This is a genomic window from Vibrio sp. 10N.247.311.49, assembly GCF_041467655.1.
GTDB classification, from domain to species: Bacteria; Pseudomonadota; Gammaproteobacteria; order Enterobacterales; family Vibrionaceae; genus Vibrio; species Vibrio crassostreae_C.
In genome coordinates, this window is record NZ_JBFSVA010000011.1 from 59,959 (window position 1) to 82,597 (window position 22,639).

Sequence of the window (22,639 nt, forward strand, 5' to 3'; positions counted from 1 at the left end):
CGCTTGAAGTATTAGTTGTCGTTAGATACAAACGAATAAGTCATTCGTGCCAATAGTCAAGGAATAGCTATGCAAATTGGTGTACCAAGAGAAACGCTCGCAGGTGAAACGCGAGTCGCTGCTTCGCCGAAATCGGTAGAACAGCTTCTAAAATTAGGATTTGAAGTTTGTGTTGAATCACAAGCAGGTGCGTTAGCAAGTTTTGAAGATGCAGCTTATGAACAAGCTGGAGCAAAAGTTGTCACCGCAGATGAAGCTTGGAAATCCGATATTATCTTTAAAGTTAACGCTCCGATCGTTGACGAGTCTAAAAATGAAATCGATCTTCTTAAAGATGGCGCAACATTGGTCAGCTTTATTTGGCCTGCTCAAAATCCAGAGTTAATGGAACAATTGTCCAGTCGTAACATCAACGTGATGGCGATGGATTCTGTACCACGAATTTCAAGAGCTCAGGCGTTAGATGCATTGAGTTCTATGGCAAACATCGCGGGTTATCGTGCTGTTGTTGAAGCGGCGCATGAGTTTGGTCGATTCTTCACGGGCCAGATTACGGCTGCGGGTAAAGTTCCACCAGCAAAAGTACTGGTTGCAGGTGCTGGTGTTGCTGGACTAGCGGCAATCGGCGCTGCGGGTAGCTTAGGTGCGATCGTTCGTTCATTCGATGTTCGTCCTGAAGTTAAAGAACAAGTTGAGTCGATGGGTGCTGAATTCTTGGAAGTGGATTTCAAGGAAGATACCAGTGCTGGTGACGGCTACGCAAAAGAGATGTCTGAAGCATTCAATAAGAAAGCGGAAGAGCTTTATGCAGCTCAAGCAAAAGACGTTGATATCATCATTACTACGGCGCTGATTCCAGGTCGCCCGGCTCCGAAGCTGATTACCAAAGAGATGGTAGACAGCATGAGTGCAGGTAGTGTGATTGTAGACCTTGCGGCGGCCAATGGCGGTAACTGTGAATACACGGTTGCGGATCAAGTCATTACAACGGCTAATGGCGTGAAGGTGGTTGGTTACACTGATATGGTTGGTCGACTGCCGACTCAATCATCTCAACTGTATGCAACGAACCTAGTTAACCTTTTGAAACTGCTTTGCAAAGAGAAAGATGGCAACATCAATATCGACTTTGAAGATGTTGTTCTGCGTGGTGTTACTGTCGTTAAAGAGGGCGAGGTCACTTGGCCAGCTCCACCAATTCAAGTTTCAGCTCAACCACAACAAACTAAGCCAAAAGCGGCCAAACCAGAGCCTAAAGTTGAAGAACCTGTTTCTCCAATTAAGAAAGTGGCGGGTATGGCGGTAGCTGTTGGTGCATTCGCTTGGGTAGCTTCGGTTGCTCCAGCTGCGTTCTTATCTCACTTTACCGTTTTTGTTCTCGCTTGTGTGGTGGGTTATTACGTAGTTTGGAATGTAAGCCATTCTCTGCATACGCCTTTGATGTCTGTGACTAACGCGATTTCAGGCATCATTGTAGTAGGTGCACTGTTACAGATCGGACAAGGAAGTGGCGTCGTCACGTTCTTATCATTTATTGCCGTATTAATTGCAAGTATCAATATCTTTGGTGGCTTTACCGTGACCAAACGTATGCTTGAAATGTTCCGTAAAGACTAAGGAGTAACAGATGTCTGAAGGATTAGTACAAGCAGCTTATATTGTTGCTGCTGTATTTTTTATTATGAGTTTGGCTGGGTTATCGAAACAGGAATCTGCGCGTGCAGGTAACTATTACGGTATCACGGGTATGGCAATCGCGTTGATCGCAACGATCTTTGGCCCTCACTCTGCTGGTATTGTGTGGATCATCATCGCTATGGTGATCGGTGGTGGTATTGGTATCCACTACGCAAGAAAAGTAGAAATGACTGAAATGCCAGAGCTGGTTGCAATTCTGCACAGCTTCGTAGGTATGGCTGCAGTACTTGTAGGTTACAACAGCTACATCGATCCACCTGCTGCTGTTTCTATCAACCCTGCAGATATTCATGCAGAGCACGTTATCCATCTAGTGGAAGTGTTCCTTGGCGTGTTTATCGGTGCGGTGACGTTCACGGGTTCTATTGTTGCGTTTGGTAAGCTTCGTGGCGTTATCTCTTCGTCTGCATTGAACATCCCTCATAAGCACAAGTGGAATCTAGCGGCTATCGTAGTTTCTACACTGCTGATGATCATGTTCGTTAAAGCAGACGGCAGCATGTTCGCACTAATGGTGATGACACTTATCGCATTCGCATTCGGTTACCACCTAGTGGCATCGATTGGCGGTGCAGATATGCCAGTAGTTGTCTCTATGCTGAACTCGTACTCTGGTTGGGCAGCAGCAGCGGCAGGTTTCATGCTTGCAAACGATCTGCTTATCGTAACTGGTGCATTGGTTGGTTCGTCGGGTGCGATTCTGTCTTACATTATGTGTAAGGCGATGAACCGCTCTTTCATCAGCGTTATTGCTGGTGGATTCGGCCAAGAAGTGGTTGTGTCTGATGGCGATGAAGAGCAAGGTGAACACCGCGAAACATCAGCTGAAGATGTGGCTGATATGCTGAAAAACTCTAAGTCAGTAATCATCACTCCTGGATACGGCATGGCAGTAGCTCAAGCACAATACCCAGTGCATGAAATCACTGACAAGCTACGAGCGCAGGGCATTAATGTTCGATTTGGTATCCACCCAGTTGCTGGTAGGTTACCGGGTCACATGAACGTACTGCTTGCTGAAGCGAAAGTGCCTTACGATATCGTTCTAGAAATGGACGAAATCAACGATGACTTCGATGAGACAGATACTGTATTGGTAATTGGTGCGAATGACACCGTAAACCCTGCAGCACTTGAAGATCCAAACAGCCCAATTGCTGGTATGCCAGTACTTGAAGTTTGGAACGCTCAGAATGTTATCGTATTCAAGCGTTCGATGAACACAGGTTACGCCGGTGTGCAAAACCCACTGTTCTTCAAAGAGAACACGCAGATGCTGTTTGGCGATGCTAAAAAGAGTTGTCTAAGTATCTTAGAACATCTATAGAGATCACCTCTAAACAATATGTAACAACTCGATAAGGAGCTCATTTGAGCTCCTTTTTTTATCTTACGAAAGCGACTCTATGTGTGATCTCAGTTGATACGAAGTTGACGAAGCCTGATGCAAAACTTGTCGCAATTGAGGTTTGGCTTGCCAATCAGCCTACTAGTACGTATGTACAATGTGGCCGTAATATATTGGCCTTTATCTCTGTAGCTCGCCATTCTCAATGTTTTTCATGCGGTTAAAAATTTATCTTTGATAGCGAATGGTATATATTTGGTTGATCTATATGAATTTGCGTTGGTTTGTGATCATCAAAAGAACATTTACTCTTCTTATCGCTACGTTGTCTGTGTCTGCAAACGCATTTGCCGACTCTTTACCTGAGCGTATCGATAATTTCACCAAACTCTTTGATCATGAAACGGCAATCGAATCTTACGATATTCGAGTGCTACAGGCTGATTATCCAACACGTTTGATCATGCCGTCTTCTATGCTGCCACAAACAGCAGAGTACCCGTTAAAAGACATTCAGCGCTTGTACCAGTTATCAAAAACCTGTAGTGGTAAACTGCCGTTAAGCCCTTTGATTACTGAGCCTTTAGTTTTTACTCGTGCAATGTGTAAAGGCACCAAGCTTTCTGACCGTTGGTTTAGCCGTAGTGGTTTGATTCACCCTGGCGGCGGTTCTTATGCGGCACGATACGTTGAGAAGTACCCAGAAAAATTCGACTCTCTGAAGCGCTTTATGCATATTCAAGAGCGACCAAACACCGAACACGATGAACTACTGTCTCGCTTGCAACAAATGGATAGCGAAGCAATCACCGCGCTGTTAGCGGGTGCGAGTATGTTTGTTGAGCTTGATGAGATGTGGGTAAAACGCGGCTACAGATATTACCTGTATAAAAAATCAGTCTGGAACGAAAATGCCACGCTTGCTGGGTTATCGTTTAGCTTGTCTTCAGAAGGTAAAAGCTGTTTTGTCCAGCGTGGTAATGTGTGTTGGGAAATAGAAGATCATTCAGAGCTTCTGCAAGTCGCCATGTTTATCTTGGTTATTGCCAACATCATGCTTGTCTTAGGTTGGGCGGTTTACCGTTGGAACAGTAAGAAACAAGAGATGAAGAGCCGCATGCTGGTGCTTCAAATCCTAACGCACGAATTAAGAACGCCGATTGCAAGTTTGTCATTGACGGTTGAAGGGTTCAGACGCGAGTTCGAACACTTACCAGAATCAGTATATGATGAGTTTCGTAGGCTGTGTGAAGATACACGCCGTTTAAGACAGTTGGCAGAAGCAAGTAAAGACTATTTGCAATCAGACAACCAACCGCTCGCAACAGAGTGGGTACCAAGCGTTGAAGAGTGGCTTCAATACAAAGTTGAAGAAGAATTTGCACCGGGTATTGAACTCCGTGTAAACAAAGATATTGCTGCAAAAATAAACGTATATTGGTTAGGAACGTGCATCGACAACCTGATCAGAAACGCCGTGAAATACGGTGTCGCACCAGTGATACTAGAACTGAATACTTCTGACAAGAAGCTGACATTCAAAGTTATAGATAATGGAGACTTGTCCCGCAAAGATTGGGGGCAACTAAGAAAGCCATTCGTAAGTAAGAGTGGACTCGGTTTAGGTCTGACGATAGTGGAATCTATGGTCGGAAAAATGGGCGGTCACATGACGCTTATCGGCCCCCCAACAACATTTATTTTGGAGATACCTTGTGAAACAGACATTGCTTCTCGTTGAAGATGATAAAAATTTAGCTGACGGTTTATTAGTTAGCCTTGAGCAAGCTGGATATGAATGTTTGCATGCAGAACTGATCTCTGAAGTTGAAGGCTACTGGGAACAAGCGGACCTAGTGATTCTAGACCGTCAACTTCCTGATGGTGACTCAGTAGATTCACTTCCAGGTTGGAAGAAAAAGAAAGACATCCCAGTTATTTTGCTAACGGCTCTCGTCACAGTAAAAGACAAAGTTGCGGGCCTAGACTCAGGTGCAAACGACTATCTAACTAAGCCTTTCGCTGAAGCTGAATTGTTTGCTCGAATTCGCGCGCAGTTACGCCTGCCTGATGCTGAAGATCAAGATGCATCAAAAGTGATGGCTCAAAATCTAGTTATCGATAAAGCGACACGTGAAGTGTTTTTCAATGAACTGGAAGTCACCCTAACGCGTACTGAGTTTGACCTACTGCTATTTTTGGCAAGCAACCTTGGCCGTGTATTCACTCGTGATGAGCTGCTTGACCATGTATGGGGTTACAACCATTTCCCAACAACACGTACGGTAGACACGCACGTTCTGCAACTAAGACAGAAACTGCCGGGTCTAGAAATCGAAACGCTGCGTGGCGTTGGTTACAAGATGAAAGCGTAATGAAAAAAGCCTTACTTCCACTATTAATGTTGTCTTGCGTGGTGAATACCGCGCAAGCTGCGGATTGGTTTAAGAGTAGTGATACTCTAACTCAAGTTCATAAACACCTGTTGGATAATGACTTACCTCAGATGTTTGATTCACTAGTGGAAGTTTGGCAAATCAACTCTTCTCAATCACGAGAAGATCACCTCAATGAGCTGTTCGATCAAGCATTGAACAAAGATTGTGGTAAAACCCTCACCAGAAAAACACTCCCAGATTGGATCAGTTCAGTCGTCGTTAAAAGACACATCATTCAAAGCCCTGGCCGAGATACTTTTCGCGTATCGATTGATGTTGAATCCGAAAACAACATTCAAGATATTACCTTCGAGAAATGGGTCGATAAGATTGTTTCATCGGACAGTGAGCTAACCAAAGACAGTGAAGTGGTAAACAACGCATCGGTGAGCCTATACCGCAAGCGTTACAATTTAGCATCTCAACTTGAGTCAGGCCTGTATCGTTTAAGTGTGAAAGGCGATGGCGGTAATTCATGGAGTACTTGGATTATTCTTGGTGACGTTGCTTTTCGTCAGCAAGTTCGTTGGGCATCAAAAGACACGTGGCGCATCGATAAAAAAGAACTGCTGAACCCTTATTGTCCGCTTCCTAAGCTCGAAATTGGTTTGTACGATTACATCGATGAACACTATGAGCAGGTGTGGGGCAAGAGCTATGAATCTGATTATCCAATGAACCTAACTGGCGAAGAACTTCCCAATGATCGCTACGTTTTGGCGGTTTCAATGGTGCATTCACGCTGGCAAGGTGACATAGCGATAGAACAAGCACAAACTATCAGTAAAACTTATGATATTTCTAGCGAAGAAGAGTTAAAGTAATTTAGAATTGAGCCGTTAACTATGTAAGGGATCTAACAAAGATAAACGGCATGAAAAAAACCACAAAACTACTCGCAGCATCAATTGCATTCGCCAGTCTTCCTCTTTCAGCAGCAAACTACGCCATTGAAGCGCGTGGTGATGCGATGGGTGGTGTTGGTGTTGTTTCAGCAAACTTCCTAACTGCTCCATTCTATAACCCAGCACTTGTTGCGATTTATCGTCGTAATGATGACATGGGAATGATCACGCCAAGTTTTGGCGGTAATTATAATGACCCTAATAACTTAGTTGATGATATCGATAATTTAGTTGACAGCATTGAGTCAGGTACTGTGACTGGTTCTGATCTAGATGCTCTTAATGGTGATAGCCTGAATGTTGATTTAGGTGGTGTTGTAGCATTCGCTCTACCAAATCAGTATATTGCAGCAAACGTATTTGCAAAAGCATACACTGAATCATTTGTAACCCCTGATACATCTAGTGACGCTGCTAATAGTGACTTGGTTAATGCTGAGTTAACTGCTGTTAAAGCTGTTTCTATTGGCATTATGGAAGCTGGTATATCATTAGCAAAATATCAAACGTTCATGGGACAACATTTGTCGTTTGGTATTTCTCCAAAACTCCAAAGAATCTATACGTATAACTACATTGCCTCGGCACAAAACTACGATCTAAGTGATGTTCGAGAAAACGACACCGCGGAAACTACATTTAATATTGATGCAGGTGCGCTTTGGTTTTACGGCCCATTTAGAGTGGGTTTTTCTGCAACGAATATTATAGACCGTGAGATTGAAACTAAATCCGTTAGCCAACAGCTAACAAGCAGCACAGGGGCTACAAGAACAGTAACATCGAGTCATTCTTATAACCTGGGGCCTGTCTACACTGTTGGTGCGGGGATCGTTTCTGATTACTTTACGTTGAGTGTTGATTATGATTTGAATGAAGCAGAGAAGTTTACTTCGTTCGAAGACAACGAACAGATGATTCGTGTTGGTACTGAAGTCGACCTGTTACGTCAGCTTAAGCTAAGGGGAGGGTATTACAAGAACCTGGCTTACTCTGATTCAGAAGGAACAGTGACAGCTGGTGTTGGTATCTCGCCATTGAACTTGTTTCAGCTAGATCTAAGTGCTAACTACACGAATGAAAATGCAATGGGTGCATCCATCAATTTCCTTGCTAGTTACTAACAGTCCTTATATAGTTCTGCTCCTAAATAAAGGAGCAGAGCATGCTAAACGACTTACCAACCCTTTCTCACGAAGAACAACAGAAAGCTGTTGAACGAATTCAAGAAATGATGACCCAAGGCATCAGCACAGCACAAGCTATCAAAATCGTTGCTGAGCAAATCCGTGAAGAAATGAGTAATAAAGAAGAGTAGGGCATCAGCCCTTCTTTTTTAATACGATAGTGCACTATAACTAAATATATTACCCTCTAGTATATTATCTCGTACATACCTACTCTTTAGTTTCTCTAAATCCCGACCTGTCCAAAACTCTTAAATACTTTTTATTCAACAAGTTACGTCAGAGTAATTAACTTCTCAGGCTTTACTTGGCTTTGAGTTGTAATTAAATTACAGCAAGATCTGAAAGTAAAACAATCGCCACTTTAGGTGTCAGTATTTGTGTCACCATGTCTAAATGGCTAAATATATGGTGTTTTTACGGCTAGTGACGTTGTGACTTGTATTTTGAACGGATGAGAATCCATGAATGATCAGAAGCAGACAAATGAGGATTTTATCTAAGAACAGAGTGAAACAATCCACAGCGGTAATGTTCAAAACCGATATCGCGAATGGCTTACCACCGCTTAGAGCAAGCTTCGTTGCCACATATGTGCTTTACAGAATAAGTATTTAAAAAGCTTACGAGGCGTAAGGTGTTGTGTAGAAGTCGATTAAGGAATGCGGCGCGTATCAATTTGAGAATGCTAAATCGATGTGTTTTCTATTGGGGAATGATAAGTCTAAGCGATAGAACTTGTTAGAAATAGGGTCGCTTTGAGCGCTGTAGTTGTCGTCGTGGTTACGTATGTAGAATCGAAACCTTGGCTCCTCTTGACCTTCATATTCTATATTGATGGTGACCGAATCGAACGTTGAGAGATCGAGCCCTTTATTTTGGGTCGATCTCTTAACGTACTCAATTTCACAGAAGGGTAAGCTATAGGTTTGTTCAAAGTCACGCTGTAACTTAATTCCATCTTCTGACTTATGTAATGAGCCTACGGTGCCACCATCGTGGTCTCTGTCCGTATTTACGCGCGTAGGCTATCTGTCAGGTGTGATGATGTAGTTCTTATCCATGAGCGTATTAAAAGAGATCAACGACACTAGCGTGATTGCTAGGCAAAAATACGCGCCCAGCGACAGATATATGCCTAAATAGCGTTGTTTTTGTTCGGTATTTATACGAAAGGTAACGTTTTTAAGGGGATAATAATTTAACTGTGTAAATATACAGTTATTATTTGGGTTCTTTATTTTGTGTTCCATAGGACCAAGCTTTACCTGTACAGCTAGCTACAGTGTCACTTTACTTATTGATTACATGTGTCGATAAACATTATAAGCTTTCTAATCTCAGGCGGTAACACCATTGCGACTTCAAAGCAGGCATATCAGTTAGAGAAAACAAGTAAAGAAAAACTAAGCGCAATGGGTTTAAAGTAACTCTTAGGTTTATTACCAAAGCTACCTAAGTCCAATTGAACGTAATTTCAGGGCAAACCGTGATTATGGATCTGCCAAGTATCGGTGTTGTGTACCAGCAATAAGTGTAATGAATCTATGCAAACTGAACACAAAGTACTAACTCTAGAGAGAATCGTTAAGAAGGTTTGAAAAATGTGTGTGCGAATCTACGTAAGACAGACGAACTTTATTAGCTGATGGATTTGAACGAAAGCTCAGCATGTGCAGTTGATAAAAAACATTGGTCGCGTGTGTGAAATCTGAAAAAGAAACAACAGCAATGCTCACAAGAATCACACACAACGCGGCGGTTCGTTAGTGCAAACAGAGAAGTGGCAAGATAAGTTAAATCAGATGGACAAAGTTTCTCGTCAATTAGATTTGCTGAATGAAGGTTGGATTGTGTAGATGTTGGCCGCACATATAATTATTTGATTTCAAATGCGCTAAGAAAACCCTGAACGGCGCAAGAAGCGTGAGAGTCAGTTGGAACAAGGATTTTAAGGACAAAAGATGAGAATACTACCTTTAGAATTAACTACACGTATTATTAACTGCGTATTATGTCTGATTATGTTTAATGGTGCATATCTTATAAATTCAGTGCAACCTCTTGTATTTAGAGGTTTTATCATTGAAGTATCGCGAAATGAGTAAGAATTACATTTTTCGAGAGTTAGAATGCCAAATGACGAAAGAAGAGGTCGCTGAACTGTGTTTTAAATCTGTGAGAACTGTCACAGGTTGGGATGAGGGAAACCCAATACCTCCGGAGTGCAAAAGGCTTATGCGAATGGCCAAAGGTCGGGAACTCAGCGTAAGTGGTGATTGGGAACAGTTCAAAATGTTATACGACAGTATGGAGCTGCCGACAGGCCAAGTCGTGAGGCCACAACAAATTTTAGCCGGAATTGCGTTGTTGGGGATTCAATCGGAGTTAGAGATCAAGACTTCAACACATTTACTTGGTCTTGCTAGGGCGATAGCGAGAATCAAGGATAATTAAAAGAGTTTTAGAGGCTCCAATTGGAGCCTCTATCAATTAGTTTCTACAGGCCAAAACGAATGATTTTTATCAAGGAAAACAACGTAGAATATATTGGGGTTAAAGCAGTTACCATCTTTGTCAAGTTGAGATGCTAATGTATTAGGTACTGAAAAACCTGCTACTCTAACTTTATTACCAAGCCGAAAGCGTCCCCACCTAACATCATGCGGTACTGAAGGGGGGATCTGAAAAGGAGACTTTTGAGGGAACGAAGGGTAATAGGTTAGTACTTTTAATCCACCTGCACCTGCTCGCTCATTTTCCCAGTACGTCAAGGGCTCTTTCGTGAAGTTCACAAGTTTTTCAAATAAATTATTCAATGTCGCAGAGCCATTGGGTTGTTTCGCCCAATCAGATAGAGGCTCTCCACCAAAAGATGGTGAAAAATATGAAAAATTAAATAGGCACCTCTTATTTATATCTGACGTATCTAGCCCACAAGTTGAACGTGAGCTTAAAAATCGGTCCTTCCTACTATTATTATTCTTCGCCATATTCAATTCTTTCCATTATAGATTCTAAATTCATATCACAGATAGTTGGGATACCACCAATCTTCCCGTCTATATATAGCGGTGATATCGGTCTGTCGTTACGAATCATTGAACCTGGAATCTCGTCTAATCTGTAACCATAGCTTTCACTATCTTCTTTATTAACCAATAAAGTTCGATATTTACCTAAAGTATCTATAATTTCAGTATTGTGTGAGGTGAAAATAAATTGAGCGTTTTTAGTATTTACTTTTTTATTTAAAAATAGTTTTAGTATCAGAGGCAACATTTTGGCGTGAAGATGTATGTCAAATTCATCTAGGGCTAAAACTCCGCCATTTCTTAGAACTTCAAAGTATGCGCTAAGTACTTGGTATAGCTTTTTGGTTCCGCTTGATTGACTACCAAAACTTAGCTCTTCGGTACCGCTTTCACATCGGTGTATAAACACGGGAAGGTGTATGTCATCACCTTTGCTATCCTTGTACTGCCTTATTTCTATATCGATGATAGAAGAATCTGAAGCCTTAATTAGCTCTTTAACAAATTCGAACATGTGTTTATTTTTACTAAATATAAGAGTGTCTTCGCCTAAGTCAAAGCTAAGTTCAGTGTAGCCTTCATATGTGACATTTATAATTATATTGTAGAAGAAGTCATATACTTTTTTGAGTTCACTAATGTCATGCTTGAATTTAAATTTAGTAACCATTTCTAAAATTGACGTATCTTCGCTAAGCTCGAAGTTGTCAAAGTCTTCTAATGTTTTAATCCGTTCAGTTATTGTATTATTTACTCTTTTTATTAAGTTAACTGAACGCTGAGCTTTTTTAGCCAATGACTCGTGTATAATCTTACCCGATTTTATATCGAGCTCGTAAAAGTATTGAACATTGTCGATTTCAAAATCAATATAGAAGTTAACCGGCTCATTATTATTAAAAAAACCATCAACAGCAACTAGCGATGTTGGCTCTGAACCTTTTCTTTTTACATGAGTACGAGCTCCTTTTGTGCAAAAGTAACTAAGAAAGGCTAAAGCTCTAAGTATATTAGTCTTACCGGAACCATTGGCGCCTTTTATCCCCATTACTGTAGATACCGGCATACCATTCTTGACACTTTCTGGCGTTTTACCATCGAACTCAAAGTTCACTTCGACACTTTCTTTGAAGCTAGTGAAGTTCGTAAATCCAAATTTTCTTATCATATGTAACTCATTACTACTAACTAAACTTTATGCGATGACTATATAGTAATTAGATCTTTAAATCACCTCTTATCGAGACTTTCTGACTTAATTGTCATAAGTTGCCATTTAAGGGCGTATTTATGAACAAAACTAACATAGAGCAGAAAGGTGAACCGTTATAGTTTGGTCGAATTTACCCCCGTGATACAACACGGGGGTTGGCTTCCTCCCGCCGCGCTCGTCCTCCTCAGTCTTCGTCGTCCTCACTTGTTGTCCGTCAGCACTGAAAAGAGATCCTTTTCGACACTCAAATGATCTTAAAGAAAGCCAGTGAACACAAAAAAGCCTTACCGATGTGGCAAGGCCTTAAAGAGCGATTCTGGCAGGATGAGGGAGGGTGCTACTTAGATTGGCATTGGCAGTTAGAAACACTCGCCAGTTAAGACATACGGACTAATAACCTCTACGGTGTGGCTCGGTGCCTCGTTCGCGCTTCGCACTCTCTTATCCCTGCGGGGCTAGTTAAAACAAACTGACATCAGCTCGACTCACTTCTGGCAAAGTGGCCGCGGCAGCTGCGTAAGGCTTACATGTTATCAACTTCGACAGCTGGCCTCTGTTCAGCTTCAATAAGCAATCATCAATCCGGTCAAACGTAATGTCGTAAGCTTTCAGAAAGTGTTCGTTTACAGAATAGAAACCATCGAGCGCTTCCACCTCGATGCTAACATGACGTTCAATAGAGCCGTTTTTAATAGCGAAGTTCACACCCGTTACAAAGGCTTTCTTGATCCCCTCAAAAGGAAGTACCTCAGCTATAGGAACATGAGAAAGGCTATCTTTGTCAGTGCCTTTACTGCTATCCCCACTAGAAGATACATCCCCAGAAGCTTCACTATTTTTGCTAGGTAGTGTTTCACTTTGCTTAGGAACGGTAGCTGAAGACGTTGCTTGTCCCGTTTCCTCCACCGTCTCAGTAGTTTCAAAATAACGATTGGATAAGTCATAGATTATGTACCCCAAACAGAAGATGGATAAAAGGAAAACCAAAATAGCTTTAGGGTTACGAAAAAGCGTATTCATGGCTAATTGTTGTTTAGCGCTGCCTGTCCCCGTAGATTTGTAAAGTAGGAAAGAGTCTAGAGGGATTTTTTGGTTGGTTAAGTTAACGTCCTTCTTTTTGGGAATGACCGGTGTTGATACCGATTTGTCATGCTTCAAGATGTAGGGATTTCGTTTCGTCCAGAAAAACTGATCGCGTCCCTTATGAAAGAAGTTCTGGTTTGCACATGCCTTGATTCCTGAATCGATTTGCTTCCAATCTGGTGAAAGCAACTCGATATCCCAATCATATTTTCGGTGCCTCATGAATCCTTCATTGAAGCTGTGAGGATAGATAATTCTGCCTTCTGAATCGTACTCAGCAATGCCTCTGTCATCGATTTCAGAATCTTGTAATTCGTCCATGTTCGCAGGGGTGTAACGAGAATTGAAAAAGCGCTCATAGTCTTTCGGCAATAAACCGTCACGAGGCGATTGGGTGATGAAGTCAGACAAAGGTTTGTACTTCACTTTGCGTATATCGAAGCCAACGTTTTTAGAGAAGATATCCTGACATTCATCAATAACAATCAGAGCGCCAATAGGGCACCAACAGAAAAAGTGCGTCCATAGGTGAACGCCAGATTCGTCCCTAGAGCTAATACGAAAGAGTTTAGCGGTGCTAGGGAACTGGATATTAAATCGCTCTTCAATGACGTTTAAGGGCTGCATACCCTCCATGTTAGTTACAACCGTTCTACCTGCTTTTAGAGCTTGATAGATAGAGAAGTAAGCCGTGTATGCAGATTTGTAAGAGCCGTTAGCGCCCGTTCTTATAGTAATAGCCATTATCTAGAGAGCCTCATCACTAAAGCGGTAGTGAAGAAGTTAGCCCAGACGGCAAGACTTTGAGGGACGCCAAACTTAAACGCATAGAATCGCAACTCGTCAGGCAAAGCATTAAAAGCTTTGGACAAAATGTCGTTAAAGCCGATCTCTTTTAAGAGGATTTGAGCCGAGTTGTAAGAGAGCTTGATAAACTCCAATTCCGCTTTTAACTTCATCTTAATCATAAAAATCTGAATGTATGAAAAGAGGTCTAGCGTCATTTGGGGGATAGCTTTAAAGAAGTCAGTGATGAATGACATCTGTAAGCTAATCCAATCAATAAAAGAGTAGATGTAATCCATAACTAATCCTTACCTAACATTCTAATTCCAGATAAAACAAACAAGAACATTACAACAGCTGAGATGAGTGTGGCGTTATCGAGTAGGGCAGATAACACGCCAGATTTGAAAGAGCGTTCAGCATGGTTAACATTGAGATTTAAGGAGTGCTCTTTGTAAGTACCGTTGTTGAAAGAGCTGGTATCGATAGAGAATAACGCTTTGAACTTTTCAAATTCATCGGTCATTTCTTGTTTGATTTCTATGACTTCGTTTTGAACTTCAGCAATTTGGTCTGGAGTGACAATAAACCCTTCGCCATTGAAACTAGAGCTAGGCTCAACGAAGTTATTATTGTTAGTGATGCCGTTGATTAGTTCGTCAATCTTACCTTCAACCCCAGACATATCACCCGTTTCAAGGCCGTCGATTTTGTCTGATAGATCAGAAATACTGGACTCGACACCAGATAAATCAGGAGAGCCCAAGGAATCTATTCTTGAATTAACATCTTCAAACTCGTAGTAAAGGCCATCAATCATAGCGTTATTGCTTGAAACCTTTTCTTTGATATCAGAAGTGTCAGAAGCTAGGGTTTTTAGTAATTTATTATTAGCATTTGCTTTTGCTGCATTTCTTAATTGAGTTTTTTGTTGGTCAGTAAGACCAGAGCCAGAGCCGGAAGATTCAATAGCGTCAATAACCGCGTAATGCATACCAGTCATCATCTTACGCTCACTGTCTTGACCTTGCATAAGCTGCTTAACCGTTACTTCATTAAACAAGCTGCTTCGGTAAGCCTCAAGAAGCCAGTCATTTTGGTCTTTAGTCAGGCCGCCATCACCACCAGAGCCGCCTCCATTAGAGTTGATTAATTCTTCCAAATCATCAAACCTGTAAAACGTCTGGTTGTAACGGTCTTCCAAACGATTTTTTATATCTTGCCTTGCTGCCCAAACACTTTCTCTAACGGTGTTTTCCAAACCACCCTGAGCGGCCGTTAAAGAGTCTATCTTGTGAGCAAAAGATAAATCATTGGTCTTTTGAGTATTGATTAACTCTGCAACCGCTCGATTAAAATCTTCTTTGGTTAAATTACGTCTACTTAAATCAGAAACTATTCCTATTAATTTAGAGTTATTATCATTCAACTCATCCATCACATAACGGTAATGGAGACAATCTCTATTATCATCGTCAACAAAACAATTATTAATAGTTTGAGCTTCTTCTAGACGTTCATAAAACTCGTCTAAATTATCAGGAACATTGTTACCATCAGAATCCGTAACCTGGTTGTCATTGCTATAAGGGTTAGGGTCTTCACCGTTTTTAATGCCATCGCCATCCCAATCTTCTAAGTCATCTTGAACACCATTTTGGTTAACATCACCTTCAAATGGAAAGAGCTCAGGAACGTCACCTGAATAGCGGTTGATTTGGTCAAAGCTACAAGTAGAACCCGTATAATAAAACTTGTTAGTCCAACGTCCTGCTTCAACAGAAACAGACACAGAACTAGGAGTCATGTTACAAGCTGCACCAGAGGAACGATCACCAATACAGTAAGATCGAGGATTATCACCCCATACGTAAGAATCCCACGTCAAATTTTTTCCCGTTCCTTCTAGTATCTTACAAGAACTAACGCAAACGCCATCAACCTCAACTTCACCCGCACCACACTGCAAAGCGTTGGAATTGAAAGCCACAAGGACAAGAAGAAGAGAGAGGTATTTTGGATATTGTTTCACTGTAAAACCCCAGATAAGAAAACGCCCCCAAACTAGGAGGCATTAATACCCGTATATACTCCATATACGAATGACATAGCCATAACCACCCCAAACAGGACGGTTACGACTTGAGAGACAATGTCTCCCATTAGTTCCCCATAGAGTTCATGATAGCGCGAAGACCAAAGCCAATCGCAGCAAGACCGATAAGACCAACCACAACCAAACCGTAGTTCGATTGACCAGTCGTTACAGCTTCGTTGATAGCCGTTGTGATTGCAGTATTATCAGCAAATGAAGAAGCAGATACAAATGCAGTAGAACCTAGAACCAATAGACGTTTTTTCATGATATTTCCTTTTTTAAGAGTGTGTTACTAAAAGTTGACCCTTAGCCTTTGCCAAGAGTTTTTAAGATTCGTCCTAGCACATGGCCAGAAACGAAAGATAATAAAATCCAACCTGAAACAGCGGTATAGAGCTCACTGTCGATGTTCAAAGACTGAGACGCAGTGACTAAATTGTTGTATTCAGTGTCGCTAAGCATTACGAGCTGACAATCAAAGTCAGTTGACGTTCTTAAGTAACCTTGTTGAGTGGTCGTAATGCAGTTCATTGTTAAGCCTTGTTAGCTTTCATAAAGTTATCGAAGTGCTTTTTAATTTCTTCATCGACAGGGACAAGCTTGTTCACCAAGATATCTAGAGGATCATTTGGGTTTGCACCAAAGCTAAGTTCGTATTCACGGTTAGCAACAAAAGCGCGGCTTTGGATAAGTTGACGAGCGTAGGCCACATCAATTTTCAGCGCTTGTTTGTTGTAAGGGATGTCAGTTGAAAAGCCGATACCCGTTTGTTGAAACTTCTCGTTATCGACTTCTTCAACAGCACGTAGGACAGACAGCTCGGCGAACTCCATATTAGATTTAGGGAAACGCTTGATAGAGATACCAGTTATTGTAGGCATATTCTTGACTCCAAAATTTCGATTTTCTGTTTAGTGTATTCGTCAGGAATGCCTAACGAGGTTTCAAAGTTTGCGCGTCTATGGTGCGTAGGAATGAGCATTCCGAATGCTTCACCTAAGTCTCCCTCAGTCATTGCCACAACTTCAGAAAGTGCTTTACCACATTGGCGACGAACCCAAGCAATACGAGCAAAGAACTCAAGACCGGCTTTCTTTTTGTTAAGCTCAATCTTCATCGGTTCAGCAGGGTCGATACTTGCTGAGAAGTCACAAAGACCAGCAAAGGCCGAAGCAGGCGAGGCGAGTAGTGCCAAATCACACTTCTTCAATTCCACTTCATTGCGGTACCAAATCACTTCAGGGTCAGCGATGTTTTGCTCGAACTTCTTGTTGTACACACGCCAGTAAATTGCAGAGGTACGAGAGCCAACTAAAACGGCTTCCTCTGATAATTCACCGGATTGTGAAACGCGCTTATGAGGAACCATTGTCGGACCACGACCACGAGAAGCAGTGCGAAATGCTCCCTCATAAAAACATTTCTCAGCATACTTACAGTCAAAGATTCCGGTGTAGTCATCCACGCAGAGATCTAAACGGGCTAGGCGAGTGATACCCAACAGTGACAACCACCAATGCACCTTTTTGTGTGTGGTGAAGTCGAACAACTTAGCGCAACCCGTACCATTGATTTGTACGTAAACCGTATCGTTGTTACCGCCAACACCCACCAAGCCACATTCAACCGTGCCCGTAGAATCGTAAATCACCATTGAATCTTCATAGCCATGCAAACCACGGCCACGCATAGGAGACAGACGGAAGTTAAAGACTTTTGCCATGAACTCATCAAACCTATCGGCTAAAACCTTACGACACTTGTTACGGTGTAACTCAATTGATTTCTCGATAGCTTCTGGTGAGTTAAAACGACCTTTAACGCTTTGCTTTTTAAACTCAGGAAACTGCATGTTGATAAAGTCTTGTTCGTTCGAGTTATCCAAGTGTCTAAGCGAACCGTAAGAAAACGAAAAGGCTAGGTGATCCACTTGAACCGGACGAATTTCATCATGGAACTTATGAGGCTTTTTAGATGGCATGGAACACACCCTTAACCAAAAGCTCTTGGTAGTTTTCATCGGTGATTTCAACAACCTGAAATGACACCATGCCGTAATGAACCTCCATGAACTGGAAGAACTCACGCTGAGTCTTGAAGAAGTTATGACCCCAAGGGAAATAGGCGTTAATGCCATGATTGGGTTCGTTGTCGAAGTAGATAGAATCCATGATTAACGTTCCAAGCCGTAGAACGCGCAGAACTGTTCAAGCTCTTGGTCGTTATCAAAGGTAAAAGTGAAAGAGTCACTAGAGTTATAAAGTGGATTCTTATAGCTGACAGTATGAAAAAGTTCTTCGCCAATTGTGCGCTGGCCAAATTCAAGTTCGCTAACAAGGAACTCAAAGCAGATTTCTAGTGGTGAGTTATGAAGAGACACGGACGCGTGTGTGAAATCTGGGTAGTTAGAGAAGCTAACGTGTTCAGATTTCAAAACAGAGCCGTATTGAATCGGTTCAATTGTAAACATAACAGCACCTCGATAAGTTGGTTGCGATTGACTTAGGAGGATTATAGGCACGAAAAGTTGTGCCTGTTAAGCACGGAAAATCATGCCTAATCAGCTAGAATGTAGCTAAAGGGAGAATGTCTTATGTATCAAAATGAACTGTTAGATGCCTACAAAAAGGCTCAAAACTACGTACAAGATAAGCAGATTGCACATGATTTGAATCTGCCTAGACAACGGATTGGTGAAATGCGAAAAGGAACTCGCTATATATCTGATTCAGAAGCGGTTTTTCTAGCGGAAAGCGCAGGAATTGATCCAGAGATGGCATTGCTTGGTTGTCACGTTGACCGCAACGAAAATCCAGAGATTAAACAGCTATGGGAACACATAGCAAAAAAGTGCAACGGGCTAGGATTAAAAGCGATTTCAATGACTTGCGCGGGATTAGCACTGATGGCAGCCACCCCAAATAAAGCACTAGCCAACTGCGTATTATGTACGTTATGTTAAATGTATTTTGATGTTTATAAGGCAGGTATCTTTGTGTGATGCCCTGCCTTTGTATTGTGCCGATATTCTCTAATTTATACTGTGTATTTAACCAAACTGGCTATTTACCATAAAATACCTAATAACCAGTGATAATAATCTTCGATTTTAACCCTGGTATTAGTTAGAGATTAACCGCCAGCAAATTTAACTTTGTAGCCTTTCTTTTCAAGGTGCGCTTTGATCTTGTCGCGCGCGTCACCTTGAATTTCGATGTTGCCATCTTTTACTGAGCCACCGCAGCCGCAAACTTTCTTGAGTTCTGCTGCCATTAGTTTTAATGGTGCGTCATCTAGGTCTAAGCCAGTTACGACAGAAACGCCTTTGCCTTTACGGCCTTTGGTTTCTTTTTGGATTCGAACGATACCATCGCCTTTAGGACGTTGGACTTTCTCTTCTTCAGGCTTAATGCGACCTGTTTCTGTTGAATATACTAGGCTCATAATTTACTTCTTTTGTTGCTCTGCTTTTTGTTTTGCGAGTAAGTAAGCTTCTATATGGCGTTGGATTGCAACCTTGCCGCCTTTGATTAAGCGACCGTTAAACATGCAATACCACGCATTAGGCTCACCGGTATCATTCTTGATTTGGTAGCCGTTGAAGTTTTCAGTCGAGCCACCAGTTCCTCTCGACTTATTTAATGACATGAATTCTTTTGGATCAATAATAGATGCGGTATCAATCCACCAATCAATACTCTTTTTCACGGCAGCTAGGTTGCCCTGAATAACGTTGTTTTTTAACTTAGCACGCCAAACTGTGTTGTTAGCATCTATCGATTGAAGATGGACGCTTCGGTAAATTGAATTAGCCATATCTATTAATCATCTTTCTGTTTTCACTGCATTAATCATAAGTATACTAATAATGATATCAAGCATAATATGGTAAAAACACCTGTCGAGGTATGGTAATTTGAGAAAAAAAGTCCCTATTTTAACTGACTCTGTGATAATTAATTCATTTGTTGAAAAATTAAACAGCAACGCGACAATAGAAATTATAGATGAGTTGACAGGATTTCAATACTCTCGCAATTCACTGTTGGGCATTTACAGTGATTGGAATCGCTATCATGCGTTCTGTACCAAACATCGTATTAACACACTTCCCGCATCTATAACCGCTGTTCGTCGTTTTCTTGAAACGGAGTCTAACGATAGAAAATACGCATCGCTAAAACGTTACACTGCAACGCTTAGCATGTTGCATACTGTGTTGAGCTTTGCTAACCCGATCAAGCACAGGCAAGTTCGCTTTACCCTACTCCATTTACAATCTCAAATGGCCGGTGACGCTAAACAAACCAATGCTATGACATCTGTGCATCTCACTGATTTGAATACGTTACTCTCCCATGAGAAAGCAAACCTGAAAGAGATCAGAGACATTGCTATTTATAACGTGATGTTCGAGTGTGCTTTAAAGCGCTCAGAGCTTAAGTTGTTATCGATGAGTGATGTTGAGTACGTTGAAGATCATTACCAAGTAACAGTCAAAGATTCGGCTTATCAGTTGTCACAAATAGCCAATGTTGCACTTCAACGTTGGCTTTCGTTTACTGGTATACAAGATGACTTGCCAGTATTTCGTGCGATAGACAAGCATGAGAATATTGGTTTGCAGCCTTTAGATGATTCGTCCATCTATAGGATATTGAGAAGAGCTAGCGACTTACTTCAACTGCCAGAAAATCACCATTTCTCTGGAAATTCGATTCGTGTTGGTGCTGCACAAGAGTTGTCGAAACAAGGTCTTAAGGTGAGAGATATTCAGGACTTTGGTCGTTGGCTTAGCCCGGCAATGCCAGCTCAATATGTCGGTTTCACGGGAACGGCTGATAGTGAGAAGATGAAGTTTAAGGCGTTAATACCTTGGCAATGACGGGTCGCAGATTACTTGGATATTACTATTTTGATATAAGTTATGGTTAAAACGATATTTGAAAAAACGGTTAGCGTTAAAAACAAAAAGCGCCTTGGCGAAAGCTCAAGGCACTTGTTGGTTCAGCTCTAAGTGAACGAAAACGAGTTAGAAACCTAAGAAAGGCTTGTTCTCACGCAGTTTTCTAAGAACTGGCTGAATTTGTGGCCGTCATGCTCAACCATTTTAGGGAACATGGAGATTGGCGTCATACCTGGGAAGGTGTTGACTTCGTTCAGGTAGATTTCGTTGTCTTGCGTTAAAAAGAAGTCGATACGAGACAAGTGACGAAGCTTCATCTGGGTGAAGACTTTTCGTGCGCTGTCTGCAATCAATTCACGCTGTTCGTCAGTTAAATTACTTGCTTCAACTTCAGTGATCGAGTGGCTGTCTGCACTGTACTTCTCTTCGTAAGAGTAAAATGCGCCATTCGGTGCAATCACCTCACCCGGCTTGCTGATGTGTAGCTCGCCATCGATTTCATAAGCAGCAATTTCTAGCTCTCTAGGCACCACTGATTTCTCAACCAATACTTGGTCCGAGAAAGTGAACGCCTTGTTGATAGCCTCGCTTAAATCTTCTACTTGGTTAACTTGGTAACAACCTACAGAAGAACCTTGACGAGCCGCTTTCACAAACACTTTACCCCACTTTTCAAATGCTTGAGTTGCTTGTGAGTGAGCTTGATCATTGTTGTCTGATAAGAACAGGTACGGCGTGTTTGGAATACCAAGTGCGTCGTACCAAAGCTTTGACGTGATTTTGTTAAAGCTGTTGTTGCTTGCTTCTGGACCACAACCTAGGTATGGAATTTTAGCCATTTCAAACAGTGATTGAATGTCACCTGTTTCACCTGGGAAACCGTGTATGCAAGGCACAATGAAATCGACTTTAGATGCTAAATTGTCACCGCGTAAGGTTTGGTCGTTAATATCAAGATAAACCAATTCACCTGAATCAAGACACCAGCCTTCGTTCTTAATTTCAACTCTTACAACGTTAAAATCTGCAACGCTATTAAGTTGTTCAAAAAGGTAATTGGCTGAAACTAAAGATACTTCATGCTCTGAAGATCCACCGCCGCAAAGTAGAAGGATGTTTGTGGTGTTCATGGGTAAATTCGGTCCTTGAAACTAGGAGTACTGACTTCAATGATAAACAAAAGTCGAGATAGGTACAGTGTTTTGATTGTTAAAATTGCGTTCGAAAGATCGAGCGATTAACTATTAAACAAAACAGCGAGTCTTAAAACAAAAGAAGGAGCATTTGCCCCTTCTTTATGAATCAAAACTTAGTTCAACTTGTTAAGCGTTGGGTATTCAGAGTTCTTGATGTCATCAATGCTCTTAACGAACGGCTTCAAGTTTTGGAAAGTGTTCGGCAGTGTTGAGATTGCCTTTTTAGCTTCTAAGCGTGTTGCGTAGTCACCATAAAGTACCGTGAACCACTTAGTGCCGTTAACCATTTTGTAGTTTTCCCAAACTGGTTGAGAAGTCGTAGGTAGCATTTTCACGAAAGAATCGACTTTACTTTGGCTGCCAACAGCAACAACTTGAACTGTGTAACCAAAACGTTGGTTCATGTCTTGTTGTTTCTTGGTTGGGCCTGTCACTACTGCAACTGGCTTAGCTTGAGTCGTTTGAGCGACTTTCTGTTCAACAGGTTCGGTTCTGATAACGTTGACAACATTTTCTTCAACAACGCTTGTTTGCTCAGATTGAGATACAACTGGAGCTTCAACTTTTGCCGTTTTGTACTCTTCTTGATAACTATCTGAAGTGACATTGGTAACGTAGTCGTCAGATACACACGCAGCCAAGAGCAGTGGCAAAGTCACAATTGCAAATTTTTTCATGGAAAGCTCTATATCCTTAATAATAATTACTATAAATCATGCCGATACGTCGGTTTAGAATCAAGTTAA

The 22,639-nt window shown here is 41.6% G+C and carries 26 protein-coding genes and 1 pseudogene; 11 read left to right on the forward strand and 16 right to left on the reverse strand.

Going from position 1 to position 22,639, the window contains the following annotated elements:
* The first annotated feature begins 69 nt into the window (after positions 1-69).
* The 7 genes from pntA (at position 70) to AB6E54_RS12675 (ending at position 7,707) form a co-directional block, all read left to right on the forward strand.
* Positions 70-1,617 carry a Re/Si-specific NAD(P)(+) transhydrogenase subunit alpha gene (pntA, locus tag AB6E54_RS12645; protein ID WP_017069088.1) on the forward strand — a complete coding sequence of 516 codons (1,548 nt, stop codon included), beginning with the start codon at positions 70-72 and terminating at the stop codon, positions 1,615-1,617.
* A gap of 10 nt (positions 1,618-1,627) precedes the next feature.
* Positions 1,628-3,025, forward strand: coding sequence for a Re/Si-specific NAD(P)(+) transhydrogenase subunit beta (pntB, locus tag AB6E54_RS12650; protein ID WP_065584950.1), 1,398 nt, complete (start codon positions 1,628-1,630; stop codon positions 3,023-3,025).
* Positions 3,026-3,314: 289 nt separating this feature from the next.
* Entirely contained in the window at positions 3,315-4,787 is a 1,473-nt protein-coding gene (vxrA, locus tag AB6E54_RS12655; RefSeq protein WP_065584951.1) for a sensor histidine kinase VxrA, read from the forward strand.
* A complete protein-coding gene (gene vxrB / locus AB6E54_RS12660) occupies positions 4,762-5,421 on the forward strand; it encodes a response regulator transcription factor VxrB (protein ID WP_009845363.1) in 660 nt (219 codons plus the stop codon). The genes vxrA and vxrB overlap by 26 nt, the downstream gene beginning before the upstream one ends.
* Entirely contained in the window at positions 5,421-6,308 is an 888-nt protein-coding gene (locus AB6E54_RS12665; protein WP_065584952.1) for a DUF2861 family protein, read from the forward strand. Before vxrB ends, AB6E54_RS12665 begins: the two co-directional genes overlap by 1 nt.
* Before the next feature lie 50 nt (positions 6,309-6,358).
* Complete coding sequence (locus tag AB6E54_RS12670; protein WP_017069084.1) at positions 6,359-7,513, forward strand: conjugal transfer protein TraF; 1,155 nt, start codon at positions 6,359-6,361, stop codon at positions 7,511-7,513.
* A gap of 41 nt (positions 7,514-7,554) precedes the next feature.
* Positions 7,555-7,707: a YoaH family protein gene (locus tag AB6E54_RS12675; protein ID WP_004731009.1), complete on the forward strand. Its 153-nt coding sequence runs from the start codon at positions 7,555-7,557 to the stop codon at positions 7,705-7,707.
* A 546-nt stretch (positions 7,708-8,253) separates the two neighbouring features.
* On the opposite strand, the pseudogene AB6E54_RS12680 reads toward AB6E54_RS12675, so the two are convergent.
* Positions 8,254-8,745: pseudogene (locus tag AB6E54_RS12680) on the reverse strand (GGDEF domain-containing protein); the annotation flags it as partial.
* Positions 8,746-9,661: 916 nt separating this feature from the next.
* Between AB6E54_RS12680 and AB6E54_RS12685 the strand changes: the two are divergent.
* Entirely contained in the window at positions 9,662-10,033 is a 372-nt protein-coding gene (locus tag AB6E54_RS12685) for a regulator (RefSeq protein WP_372106862.1), read from the forward strand.
* 32 nt (positions 10,034-10,065) lie between these two features.
* On the opposite strand, the gene AB6E54_RS12690 is transcribed toward AB6E54_RS12685, so the two are convergent.
* Both AB6E54_RS12690 and AB6E54_RS12695 read right to left on the reverse strand, forming a co-directional pair.
* Positions 10,066-10,569, reverse strand: coding sequence for a hypothetical protein (locus AB6E54_RS12690; protein WP_372106863.1), 504 nt, complete (start codon positions 10,567-10,569; stop codon positions 10,066-10,068).
* On the reverse strand, positions 10,556-11,779 hold the full coding sequence (locus AB6E54_RS12695; RefSeq protein WP_372106865.1) for an ATP/GTP-binding protein: 1,224 nt from the start codon (positions 11,777-11,779) through the stop codon (positions 10,556-10,558). The genes AB6E54_RS12690 and AB6E54_RS12695 overlap by 14 nt, the downstream gene beginning before the upstream one ends.
* Positions 11,780-12,072: 293 nt before the next feature.
* On the opposite strand from AB6E54_RS12695, the gene AB6E54_RS12700 reads away from it, so the two are divergent.
* Complete coding sequence (locus AB6E54_RS12700; protein WP_016799651.1) at positions 12,073-12,204, forward strand: hypothetical protein; 132 nt, start codon at positions 12,073-12,075, stop codon at positions 12,202-12,204.
* 79 nt (positions 12,205-12,283) lie between these two features.
* On the opposite strand, the gene AB6E54_RS12705 is transcribed toward AB6E54_RS12700, so the two are convergent.
* The 9 genes from AB6E54_RS12705 to AB6E54_RS12745 all read right to left on the reverse strand — a co-directional run bounded on the left by AB6E54_RS12705 (position 12,284) and on the right by AB6E54_RS12745 (position 18,261).
* Positions 12,284-13,651 (reverse strand): zonular occludens toxin domain-containing protein, encoded by a 1,368-nt coding sequence (locus tag AB6E54_RS12705; RefSeq protein WP_372106867.1) that lies wholly within the window; start codon positions 13,649-13,651, stop codon positions 12,284-12,286.
* Complete coding sequence (locus AB6E54_RS12710; protein ID WP_372106868.1) at positions 13,651-13,992, reverse strand: DUF2523 domain-containing protein; 342 nt, start codon at positions 13,990-13,992, stop codon at positions 13,651-13,653. The genes AB6E54_RS12705 and AB6E54_RS12710 overlap by 1 nt, the downstream gene beginning before the upstream one ends.
* Before the next feature lie 2 nt (positions 13,993-13,994).
* Positions 13,995-15,725, reverse strand: a complete 1,731-nt coding sequence (locus tag AB6E54_RS12715) for a hypothetical protein (protein WP_372106870.1) — start codon at positions 15,723-15,725, stop codon at positions 13,995-13,997.
* Between the two features lie 130 nt (positions 15,726-15,855).
* The gene (locus tag AB6E54_RS12720) at positions 15,856-16,056 is read right to left on the reverse strand and encodes a hypothetical protein (RefSeq protein ID WP_055319872.1); all 201 of its coding nucleotides are present in this window, start codon (positions 16,054-16,056) and stop codon (positions 15,856-15,858) included.
* Positions 16,057-16,097: 41 nt separating this feature from the next.
* The gene (locus AB6E54_RS12725; protein ID WP_061038264.1) at positions 16,098-16,322 is read right to left on the reverse strand and encodes a hypothetical protein; all 225 of its coding nucleotides are present in this window, start codon (positions 16,320-16,322) and stop codon (positions 16,098-16,100) included.
* A gap of 2 nt (positions 16,323-16,324) precedes the next feature.
* On the reverse strand, positions 16,325-16,672 hold the full coding sequence (locus AB6E54_RS12730) for a DUF1293 family protein (RefSeq protein WP_055319873.1): 348 nt from the start codon (positions 16,670-16,672) through the stop codon (positions 16,325-16,327).
* Positions 16,660-17,772 (reverse strand): replication initiation factor domain-containing protein, encoded by a 1,113-nt coding sequence (locus AB6E54_RS12735; RefSeq protein ID WP_372106872.1) that lies wholly within the window; start codon positions 17,770-17,772, stop codon positions 16,660-16,662. Before AB6E54_RS12735 ends, AB6E54_RS12730 begins: the two co-directional genes overlap by 13 nt.
* Entirely contained in the window at positions 17,762-17,962 is a 201-nt protein-coding gene (locus AB6E54_RS12740) for a hypothetical protein (RefSeq protein ID WP_061038267.1), read from the reverse strand. The genes AB6E54_RS12735 and AB6E54_RS12740 overlap by 11 nt, the downstream gene beginning before the upstream one ends.
* 2 nt (positions 17,963-17,964) lie before the next feature.
* Positions 17,965-18,261 carry a hypothetical protein gene (locus AB6E54_RS12745; protein ID WP_061038268.1) on the reverse strand — a complete coding sequence of 99 codons (297 nt, stop codon included), beginning with the start codon at positions 18,259-18,261 and terminating at the stop codon, positions 17,965-17,967.
* 123 nt (positions 18,262-18,384) lie between these two features.
* On the opposite strand from AB6E54_RS12745, the gene AB6E54_RS12750 reads away from it, so the two are divergent.
* Positions 18,385-18,753, forward strand: a complete 369-nt coding sequence (locus tag AB6E54_RS12750) for a DUF3693 domain-containing protein (protein WP_061038269.1) — start codon at positions 18,385-18,387, stop codon at positions 18,751-18,753.
* 170 nt (positions 18,754-18,923) lie between these two features.
* Here AB6E54_RS12750 and yciH read toward each other — a convergent pair whose 3' ends face one another.
* A complete protein-coding gene (gene yciH / locus AB6E54_RS12755; protein ID WP_008221404.1) occupies positions 18,924-19,235 on the reverse strand; it encodes a stress response translation initiation inhibitor YciH in 312 nt (103 codons plus the stop codon).
* 3 nt (positions 19,236-19,238) lie between these two features.
* Entirely contained in the window at positions 19,239-19,607 is a 369-nt protein-coding gene (locus AB6E54_RS12760; RefSeq protein WP_017060095.1) for a DUF3319 domain-containing protein, read from the reverse strand.
* Positions 19,608-19,707: 100 nt separating this feature from the next.
* Between AB6E54_RS12760 and AB6E54_RS12765 the strand changes: the two genes are divergently transcribed.
* Entirely contained in the window at positions 19,708-20,676 is a 969-nt protein-coding gene (locus AB6E54_RS12765; RefSeq protein ID WP_102333618.1) for a tyrosine-type recombinase/integrase, read from the forward strand.
* Between the two features lie 155 nt (positions 20,677-20,831).
* Here the strand turns inward: AB6E54_RS12765 and AB6E54_RS12770 are convergent, their stop codons facing one another.
* Positions 20,832-21,827, reverse strand: coding sequence for a D-alanine--D-alanine ligase (locus AB6E54_RS12770; RefSeq protein WP_017064584.1), 996 nt, complete (start codon positions 21,825-21,827; stop codon positions 20,832-20,834).
* Positions 21,828-22,006: 179 nt separating this feature from the next.
* Positions 22,007-22,570, reverse strand: coding sequence for an SPOR domain-containing protein (locus AB6E54_RS12775; protein ID WP_017069919.1), 564 nt, complete (start codon positions 22,568-22,570; stop codon positions 22,007-22,009).
* Positions 22,571-22,639: the final 69 nt, after the last annotated feature.

Excerpts from the sequence above, each read along its gene's own strand:
- pntA (WP_017069088.1), top strand. The coding sequence starts at position 70 with ATGCAAATTGGTGTACCAAGAGAAACGCTCGCAGGTGAAACGCGAGTC.
- pntB (WP_065584950.1), top strand. The coding sequence starts at position 1,628 with ATGTCTGAAGGATTAGTACAAGCAGCTTATATTGTTGCTGCTGTATTT.
- vxrA (WP_065584951.1), top strand. The coding sequence starts at position 3,315 with ATGAATTTGCGTTGGTTTGTGATCATCAAAAGAACATTTACTCTTCTT.
- AB6E54_RS12665 (WP_065584952.1), top strand. The coding sequence starts at position 5,421 with ATGAAAAAAGCCTTACTTCCACTATTAATGTTGTCTTGCGTGGTGAAT.
- AB6E54_RS12670 (WP_017069084.1), top strand. The coding sequence starts at position 6,359 with ATGAAAAAAACCACAAAACTACTCGCAGCATCAATTGCATTCGCCAGT.
- AB6E54_RS12675 (WP_004731009.1), top strand. The coding sequence starts at position 7,555 with ATGCTAAACGACTTACCAACCCTTTCTCACGAAGAACAACAGAAAGCT.
- AB6E54_RS12690 (WP_372106863.1), bottom strand. The coding sequence starts at position 10,569 with ATGGCGAAGAATAATAATAGTAGGAAGGACCGATTTTTAAGCTCACGT.
- AB6E54_RS12695 (WP_372106865.1), bottom strand. The coding sequence starts at position 11,779 with ATGATAAGAAAATTTGGATTTACGAACTTCACTAGCTTCAAAGAAAGT.
- AB6E54_RS12700 (WP_016799651.1), top strand. The coding sequence starts at position 12,073 with ATGATCTTAAAGAAAGCCAGTGAACACAAAAAAGCCTTACCGATGTGG.
- AB6E54_RS12705 (WP_372106867.1), bottom strand. The coding sequence starts at position 13,651 with ATGGCTATTACTATAAGAACGGGCGCTAACGGCTCTTACAAATCTGCA.
- AB6E54_RS12710 (WP_372106868.1), bottom strand. The coding sequence starts at position 13,992 with ATGGATTACATCTACTCTTTTATTGATTGGATTAGCTTACAGATGTCA.
- AB6E54_RS12720 (WP_055319872.1), bottom strand. The coding sequence starts at position 16,056 with ATGAAAAAACGTCTATTGGTTCTAGGTTCTACTGCATTTGTATCTGCT.
- AB6E54_RS12725 (WP_061038264.1), bottom strand. The coding sequence starts at position 16,322 with ATGAACTGCATTACGACCACTCAACAAGGTTACTTAAGAACGTCAACT.
- AB6E54_RS12730 (WP_055319873.1), bottom strand. The coding sequence starts at position 16,672 with ATGCCTACAATAACTGGTATCTCTATCAAGCGTTTCCCTAAATCTAAT.
- AB6E54_RS12735 (WP_372106872.1), bottom strand. The coding sequence starts at position 17,772 with ATGCCATCTAAAAAGCCTCATAAGTTCCATGATGAAATTCGTCCGGTT.
- AB6E54_RS12740 (WP_061038267.1), bottom strand. The coding sequence starts at position 17,962 with ATGGATTCTATCTACTTCGACAACGAACCCAATCATGGCATTAACGCC.
- AB6E54_RS12745 (WP_061038268.1), bottom strand. The coding sequence starts at position 18,261 with ATGTTTACAATTGAACCGATTCAATACGGCTCTGTTTTGAAATCTGAA.
- AB6E54_RS12750 (WP_061038269.1), top strand. The coding sequence starts at position 18,385 with ATGTATCAAAATGAACTGTTAGATGCCTACAAAAAGGCTCAAAACTAC.
- yciH (WP_008221404.1), bottom strand. The coding sequence starts at position 19,235 with ATGAGCCTAGTATATTCAACAGAAACAGGTCGCATTAAGCCTGAAGAA.
- AB6E54_RS12760 (WP_017060095.1), bottom strand. The coding sequence starts at position 19,607 with ATGGCTAATTCAATTTACCGAAGCGTCCATCTTCAATCGATAGATGCT.
- AB6E54_RS12770 (WP_017064584.1), bottom strand. The coding sequence starts at position 21,827 with ATGAACACCACAAACATCCTTCTACTTTGCGGCGGTGGATCTTCAGAG.
- AB6E54_RS12775 (WP_017069919.1), bottom strand. The coding sequence starts at position 22,570 with ATGAAAAAATTTGCAATTGTGACTTTGCCACTGCTCTTGGCTGCGTGT.